We start from the raw sequence: 16,817 nt of genomic DNA, 5'->3' as shown, positions 1-16,817 counted from the left end.
GATTTAGCGGGCAATAGGCGTGAGACGAATCAGATGGATCCGGCGGCTGTCAGCATTGAGGATACGGAAGCGGTAGGGGCCGATTTCAGTGGTTTCGTTGCGTTTGGGCAAGTGCCCGAATGCGCTCATGACCAGGCCGCCCACGGTGTCGAACTCGTCGTCGGAGAATTCGGTGTCGAAGAACTCGTTGAAGTTCTCGATCGGGGTCAGGGCCTTGATCAGGAAGTCACCGCTGGGCAACGGCTTGATGTAGCTGTCTTCTTCGACGTCGTGCTCGTCTTCGATGTCGCCAACGATCTGCTCGAGAACGTCTTCAATCGTCACCAGACCCGCAACGCCGCCGTATTCGTCAATCACGATGGCCATGTGGTTGTGGTTGGCGCGGAACTCGCGCAACAACACGTTAAGGCGCTTGGACTCGGGGACAAATGTCGCCGGACGCAGCAAATCCTTGATGTTGTACTTGTCGCCGTTCTCTTGAAGGATCAGCGGCAGCAGGTCTTTGGCCAGGAGGACGCCAAGGACGTCGTCGTGGCTTTCGCCGATCACCGGGTAGCGCGAGTGCGCCGCGTCAATGATCGCCGGGAGAAATTCGCGGGGGGTCTGGGTTGCCTTGATGCTGATCATCTGCGAGCGAGGAACCATGATGTCCCGTACCTGCAGGTCAGCCACTTGAATGGCACCTTCGACGATGGCCAGCGCTTCACTGTCCAAAAGTTTGTTCTGGTGTGCTTCGCGCAGCAGCTCAAGCAGCTCCTGGCGGTTTTTCGGCTCATGGGCAAAGGCCTGGGTCAGCTTACCTAACCATGACTTTTGCCCGTTGCTCGATCGGTCTTCGCTCATAGCGATTTACTCGTATCCCTTGGTAGTTTCAGTGGGTGTTATTCGGTTTCGTCGTCTGCATACGGGTCAGGATGACCCAGTTCTGCAAGCAACGTTCGTTCCAGTGCTTCCATTTCTTCGGCTTCTTCGTCTTCTATATGGTCGTAACCCAGAAGATGCAAGCAACCGTGTATCACCAGATGGGCCCAGTGGGCCTCAAGGCTTTTGCCTTGTTCGGCGGCTTCGCGCTCGACCACGGCCACGCAAATCACCAGATCGCCCAATAGCGGGATATCGAGGAACTCATCAGGCACGTCAGCGGGGAAGGACAGCACATTGGTGGCGTAGTCTTTTTGGCGCCAGGTGTGGTTCAGTTCACGACCTTCGGGTTCGTCTACCAGACGAATGGTCATTTCCGAATCGGCGCTGCGCTGGCGCAAAGCCAGTTCACACCATTGGCGGAACTGGGCTTCGCTGGGGGCACTGGCGTCGGTCGCCAGTTGCAGGTCAAGCTCAAGCATCGTGGCGGTAATCCTTTGCAGCGGGCAGCGCGGCCAGCTTGTCGGCGGCTTCCTGTTCGTAGCGACCGTAGGCCTCGACGATGCGCTGCACCAGCGGGTGGCGCACGACGTCCTTGGACTGGAAGTGGGTAAAGCTGATGCCCGGCACGTCCTTGAGCACCTCAATGACATGGTTCAGCCCCGATTTGGTGCCTTTGGGCAGGTCGATCTGGGTGATGTCACCGGTGATCACGGCGGTCGAGCCGAAGCCGATGCGGGTCAGGAACATTTTCATCTGCTCGACCGTGGTGTTCTGGCTCTCGTCGAGAATGATGAAACTGTTGTTCAGCGTGCGGCCGCGCATGTAGGCCAGCGGCGCGACTTCGATCACCTGGCGCTCGATCAGCTTGGCCACGTATTCAAAACCAAGCATTTCGTACAGTGCGTCGTAGAGCGGGCGCAGGTACGGGTCTATTTTTTGCGACAGGTCACCCGGCAGGAAACCGAGCTTCTCACCGGCCTCAACCGCCGGACGCACCAGCAGGATGCGGCGGATCTGCTCGCGTTCCAGGGCATCAACTGCGCAGGCCACAGCCAGATAGGTTTTACCCGTACCCGCCGGGCCAATGCCGAAGTTGATGTCGTTGCCCAGGATCTCTTTGACGTAACGCTGCTGGTTGATCCCGCGAGGGCGGATCATGCCCTTTTTGGTGCGCAGCGAAACACTGGCTTCAGCCACCGGGTTGCTGGCGAGGTCTTGTACCGCAGACTCTTGCAGGAACAGGTGAACCATGTCCGGCGAAAGCTCGGTGGCCTTGGTTTCGCGGTACAGGCGGCGCAGCAGGTTTTCTGCCGAAGAAGTGATTTTCGGGTCGCCGATCAGCTCGAACTGGTTACCGCGATTGCGGATATCGATCGTCAGGCGTTGCTCGATCAAGCGCAGATGCTCGTCGAATTGCCCGCACAGATTGGCGAAACGGCGGGCCTCAAAGGGCTCGAGAAGGAAGCGATGTGGTTCGATGGGTGCGTTCAAGGTCGTATTTAGCCGCCCTTAGGCAATTGATATGAAATTAAGGATAACGCTAGCAGGTCAAGCGTGAAAGGACTTCACCAAATGTTTGATGTGGGAGCGGGTTTGCTCGCGATTGCACCACCGCACTCATCCAGCCGGACCGTGTTGCGTGCATCGCGAGCAAGCCCGCTCCCATAAGGGACGATGGCGTGTGGTCAGTTCAGCAGCGAGCCCCGCAACGAGTGCGGCTGGGCCGCATCAATATGCACATCGGCGAATTGCCCGATCAACTGCGGGTTGTCGCAGCGGAAGTTGACGATGCGGTTGTTCTCGGTCCGGCCCTGCAACTCGCCCGGGTCTTTTTTCGAGTAGTCAGTGACCAGGATTCGCTGGGTCGAGCCCACCATCTGGCGGCTGATCTCGAAGCCCTGCTGGTTGAGACGATGCTGCAGCGCGTTCAGACGTTCTTTCTTGCGCTCTTCCGGGGTGTCGTCCGTCAGGTCTGCTGCCGGGGTGCCCGGGCGCTGGCTGTAGACAAAAGAGTAGGAGAAGTCGAAACCCACGTCTTCGATCAGCTTCATGGTCTGTTCGAAGTCTTTTTCGGTTTCGCCCGGGAAGCCGACAATAAAGTCGGAGCTGATGCAGATCCCCGGTACGGCAGCGCGCAGTTTGCGCAGCTTGGATTTGTATTCCAGGGCCGTGTGATTGCGTTTCATCGCCGACAGAATGCGGTCGGAGCCCGATTGCACCGGCAGATGCAGGTGTTTGACCAGTTCCGGGACTTCGGCGTGGGCCTGGATCAGGCTGTCGGAAAACTCCAGCGGGTGGGAGGTGGTGTAGCGGATACGCTCGATACCGTCGATCGCCGCAACCACACGGATCAGCTCGGCAAGGTCGGCGAGGCGGCCACCTTCGGTCAGGCCGCGATAGCCGTTGACGTTCTGGCCAAGCAGGGTCACTTCACGCACGCCGTTTTCAGCCAGGTGGATCACCTCGGCCAATACATCATCGAAGGGCCGGCTGACTTCTTCGCCGCGGGTGTAAGGCACCACGCAGAACGTGCAGTACTTGCTGCAACCTTCCATGACCGACACGTAGGCGCTTGGGCCGTCGATGCGAGGCTCTGGCAGGTGATCGAATTTCTCGATTTCAGGGAATGACACATCAACCTGCGGCAGTTTGGTGATGCGCGCGGCGTCAATCATTTCCGGCAGGCGGTGCAGGGTTTGCGGGCCGAATACCACGTCCACATACGGGGCGCGATCGCGGATCGCCGCGCCTTCCTGGCTGGCCACGCAACCGCCCACGGCGATAACCATGTCGGGGTTGGCCAGTTTCAGTTCGCGCCAGCGACCCAGTTGGGAGTACACGCGGTCCTGGGCACGTTCACGAATTGAACAGGTATTCAGCAGGATGACATCAGCGTCTTCGGCGCGCGCTGTGACTTCCAGGGCCTGATGTTCACCCAGCAGGTCGACCATGCGCGAGCTGTCGTACTCATTCATCTGGCAACCGTGGGTTTCGATGTAAAGCTTCTTGGCCATGGGTGTTCATCAAGTGGTTCAAAGAACCGCACATTATAGGGGTCATAGCCGTTGCTTCCTAGCGTTGTGCGTCTGATGGCTATGCTATAGTTCGCGCCCTCTTTTTTACCTTCAGATGCTTACCCGCCCACCATGACCAAACGTGAAGCTCCAATCTACAAGGTGATTTTCCTCAACCAGGGCCAGGTGTTCGAAATGTACGCCAAGCAGATCTATCAAAGTGATCTGTGGGGGTTTCTGGAAGTAGAGGAATTCGTCTTCGGTGAGCGCACACAAATGGTTGTCGACCCCAGCGAAGAAAAGCTCAAGGCTCAGTTTGAAGGTGTGGTGCGCAGCTTTGTGCCGATGCACTCGATTGTCCGTATCGATGAGGTTGAGCGGCTGGGCACGCCTAAAATCAGTGAAGCCCGTGGTGTCAGCAATGTGATGCCGTTTCCGTTTCCGATGCCGGACAAGTAAGGGCTTTTCTTTCCCTTCCCGGGCTCGCAATCCCTTCATGGCGACAGCAAGTCCCCTTGTCGATACGCCTGCGCCCCGGCGACATGGGCAATGGTCATTCCCGCAGTCGCCATGCGCCGCAATGAGCGGACATAGAGCAAGCCTTCGCGTTGACAGACCACTGGAGTAATACGGTCCGTGATGGGGTCAATGATGTCTGCCACCACAGCCCCCGCCTGCAGGTAGTCACCCGCTTGCGCATAAAACACCAGCAAACCCCCCGTGGGACTGTTCAACGGCTCGACGCCCGCTAGCGGGGTCGGCGGGTTGAGCAATGCCGGAAGTGCTTTTGGCTGCCCTTCGACTGCACCCGCATGGGTCAAGTAGTCGATCAGCGCCTGGCTATCGTCACGCGCCAGTTCGTGGGTCACATCCGCCACCCCTCGCAGCTCAACGGTCACGGCAAAGCTGCAGCACGTCAGGGGGAAACGTGGCGCAAAGCGCGCTTGCATCTGCGCCCAGAACAGGGTGAACCATTCATCGAAGGACTGCCCGCCCGACTCGGTGGCCATAAAGCAGGCTCGGGCCCCCAGGTAACGGGCCAGGGGCTCTACCTGCGGCCAGAAGGCCGGGGCCAGGTACAGGTGTTGTACAGCTTCGAAGTCGCAGTGCAGGTCCAGGACCATATCGGCATCGCACGCCAGGGTCTGCAGGGTCTGACGCAGGGCCTGCACGTGGGTCAGCGGCTGCGTGGCGACCAGGACACGGCGCAAGACCGAGCGAATCAGTTGCGTATTGTGCTCTGGATCCTGGGTCAACTGGCCCTCGACACTATCGCCCACCTCCTGACTGACATCCACAAAGAAGCGGTTGAAATTCTGTCGGCTTTCGTTATCAAAACGCCCCTGGGGCACGTCCATCAGCACCTGCTCCAGCCCCGCCGGGTTGGCCACGGGCACCAGCACTATGTGCTTGCGCAACAGGCCGGCCTGCTCGAGCTCCAGCATGCGCTGCTTGAGATGCCAGATCACCAGCATTCCCGGCAGCTCGTCCGCGTGCAGCGACGCCTGGATATAGATTTTCCCGTGCTCTGGCGCTGGTCCGTAATGAAAACTATGGATTTGCCGACAGGTGCCCGGTACGGCGGCCAGCACATCATGACGTTGGTGGTGCATGGGGGTTCTCCTATCGGCGCGGGCCGAGAAATGCCAGCCAGCGCCGCTCGGCCAGGCGAAACAGTCCCACCAGGGCAAAGGTGGCGATAAGGTACAGCCCGGCAGCGATGACAAACGAAGGGAAGGTCTGAAGGGTGGCCGCGTTGGCATCCCGGGCGACTTTGAGAATGTCAGGGACCGTGGCGGTGAAGGCCAGGGTGGTGGAGTGCAGCAACAGGATCACTTCGTTGCTGTAAACCGGCAAGGCGCGGCGCAGTGCCTGGGGCATGACGACGCGGCGGTAGAGCTTCCAGCCATTGAAGCCATACGCCCGGGCAGCTTGTACCTCCCCCCGGGCGATTGAACGGATCGCACCGGCGAAGATTTCCGTGGTGTAGGCGCACGTATTGAGGGTGAAGGCCAGCAGGGTGCAGTTGATGGCATCGCGAAAAAATGCGCCCAGCAACGGCTGCGACTGAACGGCGGCAAGGCTGTAGATGCCCGAGTAGCAGATCAACAGCTGGATATACAGCGGCGTGCCGCGAAACAGGTAAGTAAAGCCATGCACCGGCCAGCGCACCCAGCGGTTTTCAGAAACCCGGGCAATGGCCAGCGGGATCGAGAGTACAAAACCCATGCCGATGGAAGCAGTGGTCAGCCACAAGGTCATGGCCAGACCGCTGATCTGCTGGCCATCGCTATACAAAAAAGGCTGCCAATACGACAGCAATACTTCGATCATCGCGCACCCCGCTCGAACCCCACGGCGAAGCGCCGCTCAAGCCTGTGCAATACGCTGTTGGAGGCAACGGCTATCAGCAGGTAGATCACTGCCGCCAGCACCAGGAAGTTAAACAGTTGAAAACTGCTTTTTCCCGCGTCGCTGGCTGCCTTTACCAGCTCGGCCAGGCCAATGATCGACACCAGCGAGGTTGCCTTGAGCAGCACCAGCCAGTTGTTGCCCAACCCCGGCAGCGCAAAGCGCATCATCTGCGGGAACAGCACACGACAAAAACACTGCATCGGGCTCAGGCCGTAGGCCCTGGCAGCCTCAATCTGCCCAAAGGGCACTGCGAGAATGGCGCCGCGCAAGGTTTCGGTGAAGTAAGCACCGTAGATAAAGCCCAGGGTCATCACCCCGGCAGTGAAGGCATCTATCTCTATATAGGCCCAGCCCAGCCTGTCCGTGAGTTGGCCGAGCCAGGTTTGCAGGCCGTAGAAGATCAGCAGCATCAGCACAAGGTCGGGCACGCCGCGGATCAGGGTGGTGTAAAGCCGGGCCATCCATCGCGCCGCACGGCTTGTGGATAACTTGGCTCCTGCGCCCAGCAGCCCCAGAAACAGGCTCAGCAGCAGTGATATCAGCGCCAGCTTGATCGTCATCCAGGTGCCCAGTGCCAGCAATGGCGCGTAAACCTGAAGGCCGCTCATTTATTGCTGTACAGAACAAGATCCCCGAAATACTGCTTTTGCAGCCGTGCGTAGGTGCCATCGGCATGCAGTTGGGCGAGGCCTTTATCGAGCAGAGCCTTGAGTGCTTGATTGCCCTTGAGGATGCCAATGGCGCTGGTGCCCGGCATCAGGTCGCTTTCAATCGCCTTGCCGGCCTCAAAGGCAGCACCCTGGGGAGAGCGCAAAAAGCCCAGCTCGGCTTGAACCAGATCCTGGAGGGCCGCGTCCAGTCGCCCGACTTGCAGATCAGCGTAGGCCCGATCCTGATCCGGGTATGCCACGAGTTTCGCCCCGGCCTTGGCCAGCACCGCCTTGGCATAGACCTCCTGGGTGCTGCCCTGCAGGTAGCCGATGGCTTTGCCTTTTACCGCCTGCAGGCTGGCATCCAGGCCAGCGCCTTTTTTGAACACCAGCGCATTGGGCGTGGTCATCACCTCGGACGAGAAATCAATGACCCTTTGCCGCGCCGCCGTCACCGCCATAGTGGCCAGAATGCCGTCGATCTTGCGAGCATTGAGGCTGGGGATCATGCCGTCAAAATCGATTTCGACCCACTTGCAGCTCGCCTGCACGCGCTCGCACAGGGCGTTGCCCAGGTCAATTTCAAAGCCCACCAGTGAGCCGTCGGCACTTTTCGAGGCAAAGGGCGGGTAGGTCGGGTCGGTGCCAAAACGTATGACTTGGTAATCCTTGGCCAGCGCCGGGGCAATGACTACGACACAAGCCAGCACGGCCACCACCAGCAGTGCCAGCATCCACAGTATCTTTTTCATGGATTGATTCCTTATTGTTGTTGTAATAACCGCCCGTCGGGTCGCTATTACCCGTCGGGCGACAGGTTGACCACTCAAGAAAGAACTCAAGGCGCCGGCCAGTCTTCCAGCGCCACCAACTCCCGGCGCATGCGAAGCAACCCGGGGGGGGCGTCGAACTCCCGGGCAAAGCGATGCCCGGAGTACACCGCGGCAGCAATTGTGCCCGGAGCCAGGCAATCACCGATCTGGATCACCTGCTGCACACCCCGGAGCTCGGCCTGCAGGGCGTCGAACAGACCCTGCTCAGGCTCGCGGGAGGTCACCAGCAGCACCCCTGCGGCAGGAATGAAACGCGGGCGCCCGGTGTAGGTGCACGCTGCCTGTACACCGTACGGCGTGAGGCTGCACAGCGTATGGGAGGTGATGATGGTGACATCCAGTTCCAGCAAGCGGCGCTGGATCCGGTGCTGTTCAAGGGTATTGTGGGTCCAGGGGGCAACATCTGCGGCCGGGGTGACATACAGCACCTCGACTCCCCGGGCAATCAGGCTCTCGGCCAGTACGCTGCCCATGTAGTAGTGGTCATCGTCGAACACCACCACGGGCGAAGGCAGCACAGCGCCTGCCATCACATCATCCGGCGTGAATACGGGCAGGTTTTCCAGCCCAGGGAGAGGCTGGCGCAACACACGGCCCAGGCCATCGTTGCGCCAACGCGAACCGGTGGCGACAAACACGTGGCTGGCTTCAATGTCGAGAACGTCCTGCACTTCAAGGCGGCTTTCACGGTAGATCTCGACATTGCCCAGACGGCTCAAGGCATCCACCCTGTAATCGACCACCCGCGACCAGCTCGCCAGCCCCGGTAGCCGGGACTCGCTGGCCACGCGTCCGCCCAGGGTGCGAGTGGCTTCAGCCAGCATCACTTCCAGGCCGCGAGCGCCGAGAACCCGGGCACACTCAAGACCGGCAGGGCCTGCGCCGATTACCAGCGCTCGCCCCTCGGCACGCCGGACCGGAACCTGCTCCGGATGCCAGCCGCGTCGCCATTCCTCGCCCATAGTCGGATTTTGTGTGCAGCGCATTGGCGTGCTGGTGTGATCGCCGCTGACGCAAACATTGCAGCCGATGCACTCGCGAATTTCGTCGGTGCGCCCCTGGTCGATTTTGTTGGGCAGGAAAGGATCGGCTATAGAAGGGCGGGCCGCGCCGATCAGGTCCAACACCCCGCGGCGCACCAGCGAGGCCATGGTATCGGGCGAGGTGAAACGTCCTACACCCACCACCGGCTTGCTGGTCAAGGCCTTGAGCCCGGTGAGGAATGCCTCCTGATAACCCTCTGGGGCAAACCGCGAGGTCACGCTGTCATTGGCCCAGTCGGCAACATTGATATCCCAAAGATCCGGCAGCTCGGCCAGCATGGAAAACACTTCGACGCCTTCGCTGTCCCGGGTCAGGCCGGCGCTGCCCTGCTGCTCGTCAACGGCCAGGCGCACGGCAACGGCGCAGCGGTCACCGACGGCATCCCGGGTGTCTTCAATCAACTCGCGCAGCAGGCGCACACGATTGAACAGCGCTCCGCCATATTCATCCGTGCGGCGATTGTTGCGTTGCGTCAGAAAGTGGAACGGCAAGCCCAGATCATGGCCAGCGTATACATAAATGATGTCAAACCCTGCATCACGGGCACGCAAGGCCGCAGCCCTGTGCAACTCGCGCAGTTGCTTGATGTCGGCGCGGCTCATGGCGCGGGCCTGCACCGGGTCGTAGCCGCGCACGGGGGTATTGGAGGGGGCCCAGGGGATTTCGCGGCTGGTGCGATTGGGCGCGGAATAGCCATTGAAGGCCAGTTCCACACCCGCCAGGCTACCGTGCCGGTGAACCGCGTCACACATGCGAGCCAGCGCCGGTATGTCGCGCTTGTCCCACAGGCGTGCTTCGATATAAGGCGAGAATTCGCTCAAGGGGCTGATTTCGCACTCTTCCGTGCAGACAACACCCCACCCGCCCTCGGCCTTTATTGCGCGCATACGTGCCATAGCCGAAGGATGTACATGCCCCATGCCATTACAGTGCGGTACCTGGTAAAAACGATTGCGCGTACGCACGGGCCCTATCTGGACCGGCTCAAACAAAATGTCATATCTCGGATCACGCACAGGTATTCCCCCGTTTAAAGAGTGAACTGCGTGATGACACGCCAATAGCTACTGCGCAGCGCAAGACCGTGGGCAGCGAGAGGAAATCATGAGTTGTTTCTTGTAACGGGTCAAACCCGTTAAATCGAGGGTCGCGGCCTATCATCATATTCTGTTCAAGGCTCTAAAACAGGGCTTTGAACAATGATGGGCATAATAATCATGGGTGAAAACAACGTAATCAAGTTAACTTAAGCTTAAGTAAGGTTAATCTTTATTTGGCGTAAGAATAATTACCTAGATATATATTTAACAGCTTCAAGCTGCAGCGCTCAGCCCATGAATCACCCCGTGTGCATAATGCATAAGACGAGGTTGGTCTTCACGTAGCGTTTGAGGTTGTGCAGGCGCAGCATTAAGTTGAGTTGGGTAAAAAATGTTTTCGGTGCAGGGTTAAGTGATGCGCTATGAAAAATTCATGCGTCGCTCTATTAGTGCCACTCACCATCAGTCGAGTCATGCCCTATTACGGAATAACATTCTTGCGGACTTTGGTGGCTCACAAGCACGCGAGTGACCTGGCGTTGATTTCGTATGTGCTGGCGATTTTTTCTGTAGTGGCCGTGATGCTTTCAATGTCATTGGGGGCGACGGGTAATTTAATCGCTGAACATTCGGATGACATCCAGGAAAAGCCGTATCCGGCACAGGCACGTTGTCGCCAGCAAACCAGTAAGGGTTTGAAATCAGGGCAATGGTGAAAACGGCGAGCGGGCGTCGGTAGATTGCAGCTCCTGCAAATACTTGCGGAAGATCTGTCCGAGTATCTGGGTAGCCGTTTCGAGCTGGTCGCGCGGCATTTGCTCGGCCACCATGTCGGCGGTGTCCAGGGCGTCTTCGGCGCCGTTGACCGCAGCCATTTTCAGCACGATATAGGCCTGAATGTTGTTGGCCGGCACGCCTTCGCCTTTGAAAAACATGGTGCCGAGCTGGAACTGGGCCATGGCGTGGCCTTGCAGCGAGGCTTTTTCGAAGTAGCTCAGCGCCTTGTTGAAGTCTTGCGGGGTGTTTTTACCGTCGTAATAGAACTCGCCCAACTCGTATTCGGCTTCTGCATCCCCGGCTTTTGCCGCCTCTTCACAGGCTGCAAGCGCCTCGGCGAGGTCCTCAGGCTGAGTATTGAGGGTGCAGCGACCCATCGCTGGGATCAACAACGAGTTACCGCCTGCCTGGGCAAGCAACGGCTGTAGGAGCAACAGGCAGCCCAGTGCAAGGGCGCGGCCGGTGCGGTTCATGGGAATCGACGTACCTCTGGATGACGGGTTAACCCGATCATGGGATGTATAGGCGCGCATTATGAAATAAGCAGAGGCAACCTTACAAAGTCTTTACTCGTTTTTCTGCTGCCTGAGCGCGATATCCATTGATTTAAGACGATTATGGACGGGTGGGCTAAAAGATCTGCTCATTACTGGCATAAAAAAACGGCAAGGGCGCTCGCCCTTGCCGTTTCTTGGATTATTTCAGTGCAGCAAATGCGCGTTCTGCGGCGTCCAGGGTCAGTTGCAACTCGGCTTCGCCGTGGGCGATCGAGGTGAAACCGGCTTCGAAGGCGCTGGGTGCCAGGTATACGCCTCCTTCGAGCATCAAATGGAAGAAGCGCTTGAACAGGTCGGCATCGCTGGCCATGACGTCGTCAAAGGTGACAATGTCATCGGCGCCGCTGAAGTACAGGCCAAACATACCGCCGGCCTGTGTGGTCACGAAGGGGATGCCGGCCGCGTCGGCGCGCTGTTGCAGGCCATCGAGCAGGCGGGTGGTGTAATCGCTCAGCTCGGCGTGGAAGCCCGGGCGGCTGATCAGGCGCAAAGTGGTCAGGCCGGCGGCCATGGCCAGCGGGTTGCCGGACAGGGTGCCCGCCTGGTAAACCGGGCCCAGCGGCGCGATGTGCTGCATGATCTCGCGTTTGCCGCCAAAGCAGCCGACGGGCATGCCGCCACCGATGATCTTGCCGAAGGTACTCAGGTCCGGCGTCACGCCGTAGTGGGCTTGGGCACCGCCGAGGGCGACGCGGAAGCCGGTCATCACTTCGTCAAAGATCAGAACCACGCCGTGCTGGTCGCACAGGCTGCGCAGACCTTCAAGGAAGCCTGGCGCAGGCGGCACGCAGTTCATGTTGCCGGCAACCGGTTCGACGATGATGCAGGCCACGGTGTCGCCGACTTCGCTCAGCAGCTGTGCAACCGCGTCGATATTGTTGAACTCGGTGGTCAGGGTGTGCTTGGCGAAATCTGCCGGCACGCCAGCCGAGCTTGGCACGCCCTGGGTCAGCAGGCCGGAACCGGCTTTTACCAGCAGGCTGTCGGAGTGACCGTGGTAGCAGCCTTCAAACTTGAGGATATTGTCGCGGCCAGTGAAGCCACGGGCCAGACGGATCGCGCTCATGGTCGCTTCAGTGCCGGAGCTGACCATGCGCACCATTTCCATTGACGGTACGATGGAGCACACCAGATCGGCCATTTCGGTTTCCATGGCGGTCGGGGCGCCGTACGACAGGCCGTGCTCCAGTTGCGCCCGTACTGCGTCCAGCACGTCAGGGTGGCTGTGCCCAAGAATCATCGGGCCCCACGAGCCGACGTAATCGACATAACGCTTGTCGTCCTCGTCAGTCACGTAGGCGCCTTCGGCGTGTTTGAAGAACAACGGCGTGCCGCCCACGCTTTTGAAGGCACGCACTGGCGAGTTCACGCCACCGGGAATGTGTTTCTGGGCGTTGGCAAACAGGGTTTCGGAACGAGACATGGTGGGCTCTCTCAGAATCAGGATTCGGTATTTAAATAGACAACAAGGTGTTGAAGGCCTTGGCGCGCAGGGTGACTTCCCGGGCGCTTTCGGCGCCAAACAGGCCATGCACCACGGCCAGCAGGTCGGCACCGTGGGCCACCAGCGACGCGGCATTGTCCAGGGTAATTCCGCCTATCACGCAGATCGGCAGGCTGAGGCGGGCGCGGGTCTGGTCCAGGGTCTCAAGGGTAGCGGTTGGCGCCCCGGGTTTGGTGCTGGAATTGAAAAAGCGGCCAAAGGCGACATAACTCGCACCTTCTTTGGCGGCTTGCTCGGCCAGTTCGACCTGGCTGTGGCAGGTCGAACCGATAATTGCCTGTGGCCCCAGCAGGGCGCGGGCAGGGGTCAGCGGGCCGTCGGTCTGCCCCAGGTGCACGCCGACACCCAGGCGGGCGGCCAGCTCGCCATCATCGTTGATGATCAGGTGTGCCTTGTAGCGTTCGCACAACCCGCGCAAGGCTTCGGCCTCGCGCAGTCGGCGGGCGTCGTCAGTGCTTTTGTCGCGATATTGCAACAGGGTCAGGCCGCCATCGAGGGCCGCCTCCACATAGGGCAGCAGTTTGCCAGCCAGCAACTGGCTATCAGTGATCGCATACAGGCCGCGAAGCGTCATGGGGTGAGCCTCATTGGTTACGAGCAAAAATCCAGCGGCAAGCGGCGCGGTACAAATTGCCCTTGCCCCAGTTGCTCTGCATCACGCAGGGTGCGCCATGTGTAATTGAGCGCGGTTTGCACGGCGCTGACCAGTTCTTCACCGATGGCCAGGCGCCCGGCCAACGTGCTGGCCAGGGTGCAACCCGAGCCGTGGTAACTGCCCGGCAAGCGATGGCAGGTAAAGGTGTGGCGGCTGCCGTCGCGGCTGTACAGGCGGTTATGCACTTCGTGCTCATCACCGTGACCGCCGGTGATCAGCAGGTGCCGACAAAATGGCAGGAGTTTTTCAGCGCACTCATCGGCGCTGCCATCGGGCAGTTCGGCCAGGATGCGGGCTTCGGGAAGGTTGGGGGTGGCAATGGTGGCCAGGGGGAGCAGGCGTTCGCGCATGGCGTAACCCACTTCGTCCTTGCCCAGTCGTCCGCCACCGCCTGCACGCAGCACCGGGTCACAGACCATCGGCAGATGCGGATTGGCCTGAAGCAGTTCGACTACGGTATCGACCATCTCCAGTGAACCGAGCATGCCCAGCTTGACCGCCGCAACGGTGGAGTCGCCGAGCACGGCATCGGCTTGCGCCAGTACCCACTCGCGATCCAGCACGCGGAAGTCGCGGACATTGACAGTGTTCTGCACAGTCAGGGCGGTCACTACCGGGGCGGCGTGACAGCCTTGAGCCAGCAGGGCTTCGATATCTGCCTGCAAGCCGGCACCACCACTGGGGTCATGGCCGGAGAGACAGAGGACAACGGGGCGAGAACTGTAGATATTCATGGTGCGCGAGCTTACCACCAAACAGTTTTTGCGGGCGCTTGCTCGGTGTCAGGTTAGTGGAAGTTTGTAAGCCGTTGCCTGGCCTTAAGAATCTTCGGCCTCAGCGCTTATTTAGCTCTGTAATGCCCGTACTAGAGCCTTTGTGATGAATTGTTAGATGGTGTGTATGTGCCATTAATGGCTATGTTAAAGTGCCTTCAAATTATTAACCGGTCATTCGGTCGACGCGATCTCAAAGGGAATATGGGGTTGCCCGCGTCTTCGAGTGAGCTACGTTGGGGCTGTATGCGCTATTTGCTGATGATGTTGTTGGGCTGGCTACCGATGCTGGCCAGCGCAGTCGCTTTTGACGAATCCACACAAAGCCTGCCCTTGGGCCGCGTGATGCAGGTGTTCGAAGACGCGGGCGGCGAAGCGACTCTGGCAGATGTCACCGCACACGGCGAACTGTTCGAGCCCCATACCAAAGACACGCTGAACAAGGGCTACTCGCACTCGGCCTTCTGGATCAAAGTGGATTTGCACTATCAGCCACAAGACCCGCAGGTGCATCGCACCTGGCTGCTGGAGCTGGCATACCCGCCGCTTGATTCCATCGAGCTTTACCTGGCAGACGCCGCGGGCAATTACCGGCTGGCCGAGCGAACGGGTGATGCACTGCCCTTCGACAGTCGTCAGATCAAAGAAAATAATTACCTGTTTGAGCTCAACTTCAGCCCGGGGCAAAGCCAGACGGTGTACCTGCGTCTGGCCAGTCAGGGTTCGGTTCAGGCGCCGCTGACGCTATGGTCGGCCCAGGCCTATCTTGAAGAGCAGCCCGTGCGGATTTACATCCTGGGCCTGATTTATGGCGTGTTGCTGGGGATGCTGGTCTACAACCTGTTTATTTACCTCAGCGTGCGTGACACCAGCTACCTCTACTACATCTTTTATATTGCCTCGTTCGGCCTTTACCAGCTGTCGGTCAACGGTGCGGCAGTGCAGTACTTCTGGCCTGACAGCCCGTGGTGGGCCAATGCCTCCACCCCGTTCCTGATTGGTGCATCGGCGTTTTTTGGTTGCCAGTTCGCCCGCTCCTTCTTGCACACCGCCTCCCACAGCCGCTGGCTTGACCGGGCACTGATGTTGCTGATGGGCGTGGGTGCTCTGGTGATGGTGCTCGCACTGACCACCAGCTATGCCGTGTCGTTGCGCCTGGCCACCGGCCTGGCGCTGGCGTTTATTGTCACCATTTTTACCGCTGGTGTGGTGGCATGGGTACGTGGCCTGCGGGTCGCGCGTTATTTTGTGATCGCCTGGTCGGCCTTCCTGCTCGGGGGGCTGGTCAATACGCTGATGGTGCTGGGTTACCTGCCGAACGTTTTCCTGACCATGTACGCCAGCCAGATAGGTTCGGCAATCGAGGTGGGGCTGCTGTCGCTGGCGCTTGCCGACCGGATCAACGCCATGCGTGACCTGCAGGCGCGTACGCTGCAGGAATCGGGACAGAAACTGGCCGCCATGAACCAGCAACTGGCCCGTACCAACCAGCTCAAAGACGAGTTTCTGGCAACCGTTACCCATGAATTGCGCACGCCCATGAACGGTGTCATTGGCTCTCTGGAATTGATCAAAACCCTGGACATGAGCCCTGAGCTGGAGCAGTACACCAAGACTGCGCAAGGTTCAGCACGAGAAATGATGCACATGGTCAATGGCATCCTGACCCTGACCGAACTGCAGGCCGGACGACTGGTCGCGCAACCCCGGCCCTTCAGCCTGAATGAACTGCTGCAGGGGCTGAGCGATCAGTTCAGGCCGGCGGCACGCAGTAAAGGGCTGGAGTTTTCGTACGAAGTGGGCCGCAACCTGCCGGATCAATGGGTAGGTGATGCGGATAAAATTCGCCAGTGCATGGAGTGCCTGCTGGATAACGCGATCAAGTTCACCCGTGAGGGCGGGGTGATTTTGCGTGTTACCGGTAAACCCGCAGAGACCGGGCGCTGGGCGCTGGCGTTCAATGTAATCGACAGCGGCATTGGTTTTGTTCACCAGGAAGAGGCCGAACTTTATCAGCACTTCTTTCAGGTTGATGGCTCCATGACCCGTGAATATGGCGGCCTGGGTATCGGCCTGGCGATTTGCCGGCGCCTTGTGGAACTGCTCGGCGGGCGCCTGACCCACCATTCCCAGCCGGGGCAAGGCTCACAGTTCCAGCTATTGCTGGAACTCGAACCCTCGGTGCAAACCCAGCCGCACACGACTCATTCGGCGTTGCAGCTGAGGGCGCCCGGGGAGTGTGTGGTCTTGCTGGTAGAAGGCCCGGAAAACCCTGTGGTAGTGCGCGCCATGTTGCTCAAACTGGGTTATCGCGTGCTCGGCGTTGACACGGGGCAGGCGGCCATAGAAGCGTTGCGCCGCGAGCGGGTCGATGCGGTGCTGCTGGCGTGCCCGTTGGCCCAGGTCTGTGCTACGTCGATGGGCAGCCAGCTGCTGACATTGGCCGCCTGTGCGCAGTTGCCCGTGCTGGCGCTGTTCGAGTCGCAAGCCCAGGCACAGCAAGCTCGCGAGCAGGTCGACGGGATCACGGATTATCTGCTGAAACCGCTGCGTTTTGAGGACTTGCAACAGACCTTGGCGCAACGCCTGCTGATCGACAATAACGATAAAAACGCCGAGTTTTAGGCGTTTATGCCCCTTGTTTAGCCGCAGATGCGTGCTTCACTGGCTCATTGGTACGATCCCAAGGAG

General features: G+C 59.5%; 15 protein-coding genes. 2 read left to right on the top strand and 13 right to left on the bottom strand.

What is annotated here, in order from left to right; all coding sequences use genetic code 11:
- Positions 1–3 precede the first annotated feature (3 nt).
- From GHN92_RS12205 to miaB, 4 genes are all read right to left on the bottom strand, one after another.
- Entirely contained in the window at positions 4–843 is an 840-nt protein-coding gene (locus GHN92_RS12205; protein WP_016779277.1) for an HlyC/CorC family transporter, read from the bottom strand.
- A 38-nt stretch (positions 844–881) separates the two neighbouring features.
- Complete coding sequence (gene ybeY / locus GHN92_RS12200; protein WP_016779278.1) at positions 882–1,343, bottom strand: rRNA maturation RNase YbeY; 462 nt, start codon at positions 1,341–1,343, stop codon at positions 882–884.
- Positions 1,336–2,355 (bottom strand): PhoH family protein, encoded by a 1,020-nt coding sequence (locus GHN92_RS12195; RefSeq protein WP_153380255.1) that lies wholly within the window; start codon positions 2,353–2,355, stop codon positions 1,336–1,338. The genes ybeY and GHN92_RS12195 overlap by 8 nt, the downstream gene beginning before the upstream one ends.
- Before the next feature lie 194 nt (positions 2,356–2,549).
- Entirely contained in the window at positions 2,550–3,878 is a 1,329-nt protein-coding gene (gene miaB, locus GHN92_RS12190; RefSeq protein WP_094999422.1) for a tRNA (N6-isopentenyl adenosine(37)-C2)-methylthiotransferase MiaB, read from the bottom strand.
- 132 nt (positions 3,879–4,010) lie between these two features.
- Here miaB and GHN92_RS12185 point away from each other — a divergent pair, with 132 nt between their 5' ends.
- Positions 4,011–4,337, top strand: a complete 327-nt coding sequence (locus GHN92_RS12185) for a DUF1820 family protein (protein WP_016779282.1) — start codon at positions 4,011–4,013, stop codon at positions 4,335–4,337.
- Positions 4,338–4,372: 35 nt separating this feature from the next.
- On the opposite strand, the gene GHN92_RS12180 is transcribed toward GHN92_RS12185, so the two are convergent.
- The 9 genes from GHN92_RS12180 to GHN92_RS12135 form a co-directional block, all read right to left on the bottom strand.
- Positions 4,373–5,491 carry a succinylglutamate desuccinylase/aspartoacylase family protein gene (locus tag GHN92_RS12180; RefSeq protein WP_153380253.1) on the bottom strand — a complete coding sequence of 373 codons (1,119 nt, stop codon included), beginning with the start codon at positions 5,489–5,491 and terminating at the stop codon, positions 4,373–4,375.
- A gap of 10 nt (positions 5,492–5,501) precedes the next feature.
- Positions 5,502–6,212, bottom strand: coding sequence for an ABC transporter permease (locus GHN92_RS12175; protein ID WP_094999420.1), 711 nt, complete (start codon positions 6,210–6,212; stop codon positions 5,502–5,504).
- Positions 6,209–6,901, bottom strand: coding sequence for an ABC transporter permease (locus tag GHN92_RS12170; protein ID WP_095019043.1), 693 nt, complete (start codon positions 6,899–6,901; stop codon positions 6,209–6,211). Before GHN92_RS12170 ends, GHN92_RS12175 begins: the two co-directional genes overlap by 4 nt.
- Positions 6,898–7,695: a transporter substrate-binding domain-containing protein gene (locus GHN92_RS12165; protein ID WP_094999418.1), complete on the bottom strand. Its 798-nt coding sequence runs from the start codon at positions 7,693–7,695 to the stop codon at positions 6,898–6,900. The genes GHN92_RS12170 and GHN92_RS12165 overlap by 4 nt, the downstream gene beginning before the upstream one ends.
- Before the next feature lie 86 nt (positions 7,696–7,781).
- Positions 7,782–9,836, bottom strand: a complete 2,055-nt coding sequence (locus GHN92_RS12160; RefSeq protein ID WP_178102624.1) for an FAD-dependent oxidoreductase — start codon at positions 9,834–9,836, stop codon at positions 7,782–7,784.
- 725 nt (positions 9,837–10,561) lie between these two features.
- On the bottom strand, positions 10,562–11,110 hold the full coding sequence (locus GHN92_RS12150; protein WP_094999416.1) for a tetratricopeptide repeat protein: 549 nt from the start codon (positions 11,108–11,110) through the stop codon (positions 10,562–10,564).
- Between the two features lie 223 nt (positions 11,111–11,333).
- The gene (hemL, locus tag GHN92_RS12145) at positions 11,334–12,617 is read right to left on the bottom strand and encodes a glutamate-1-semialdehyde 2,1-aminomutase (protein WP_095019041.1); all 1,284 of its coding nucleotides are present in this window, start codon (positions 12,615–12,617) and stop codon (positions 11,334–11,336) included.
- A gap of 31 nt (positions 12,618–12,648) precedes the next feature.
- On the bottom strand, positions 12,649–13,272 hold the full coding sequence (gene thiE / locus GHN92_RS12140; RefSeq protein WP_153380248.1) for a thiamine phosphate synthase: 624 nt from the start codon (positions 13,270–13,272) through the stop codon (positions 12,649–12,651).
- Between the two features lie 17 nt (positions 13,273–13,289).
- Entirely contained in the window at positions 13,290–14,087 is a 798-nt protein-coding gene (locus tag GHN92_RS12135; RefSeq protein ID WP_094999413.1) for a hydroxymethylpyrimidine/phosphomethylpyrimidine kinase, read from the bottom strand.
- Positions 14,088–14,372: 285 nt separating this feature from the next.
- Here GHN92_RS12135 and GHN92_RS12130 point away from each other — a divergent pair, with 285 nt between their 5' ends.
- A complete protein-coding gene (locus GHN92_RS12130) occupies positions 14,373–16,751 on the top strand; it encodes a hybrid sensor histidine kinase/response regulator (protein ID WP_094999412.1) in 2,379 nt (792 codons plus the stop codon).
- The last annotated feature ends 66 nt before the right edge of the window (positions 16,752–16,817 follow it).

This window comes from Pseudomonas sp. FSL R10-2964, assembly GCF_009600035.1.
In the GTDB taxonomy this organism is placed as follows: domain Bacteria; phylum Pseudomonadota; class Gammaproteobacteria; order Pseudomonadales; family Pseudomonadaceae; genus Aquipseudomonas; species Aquipseudomonas bubulae.
This window is presented reverse-complemented; position numbering and strand designations above follow the sequence as displayed.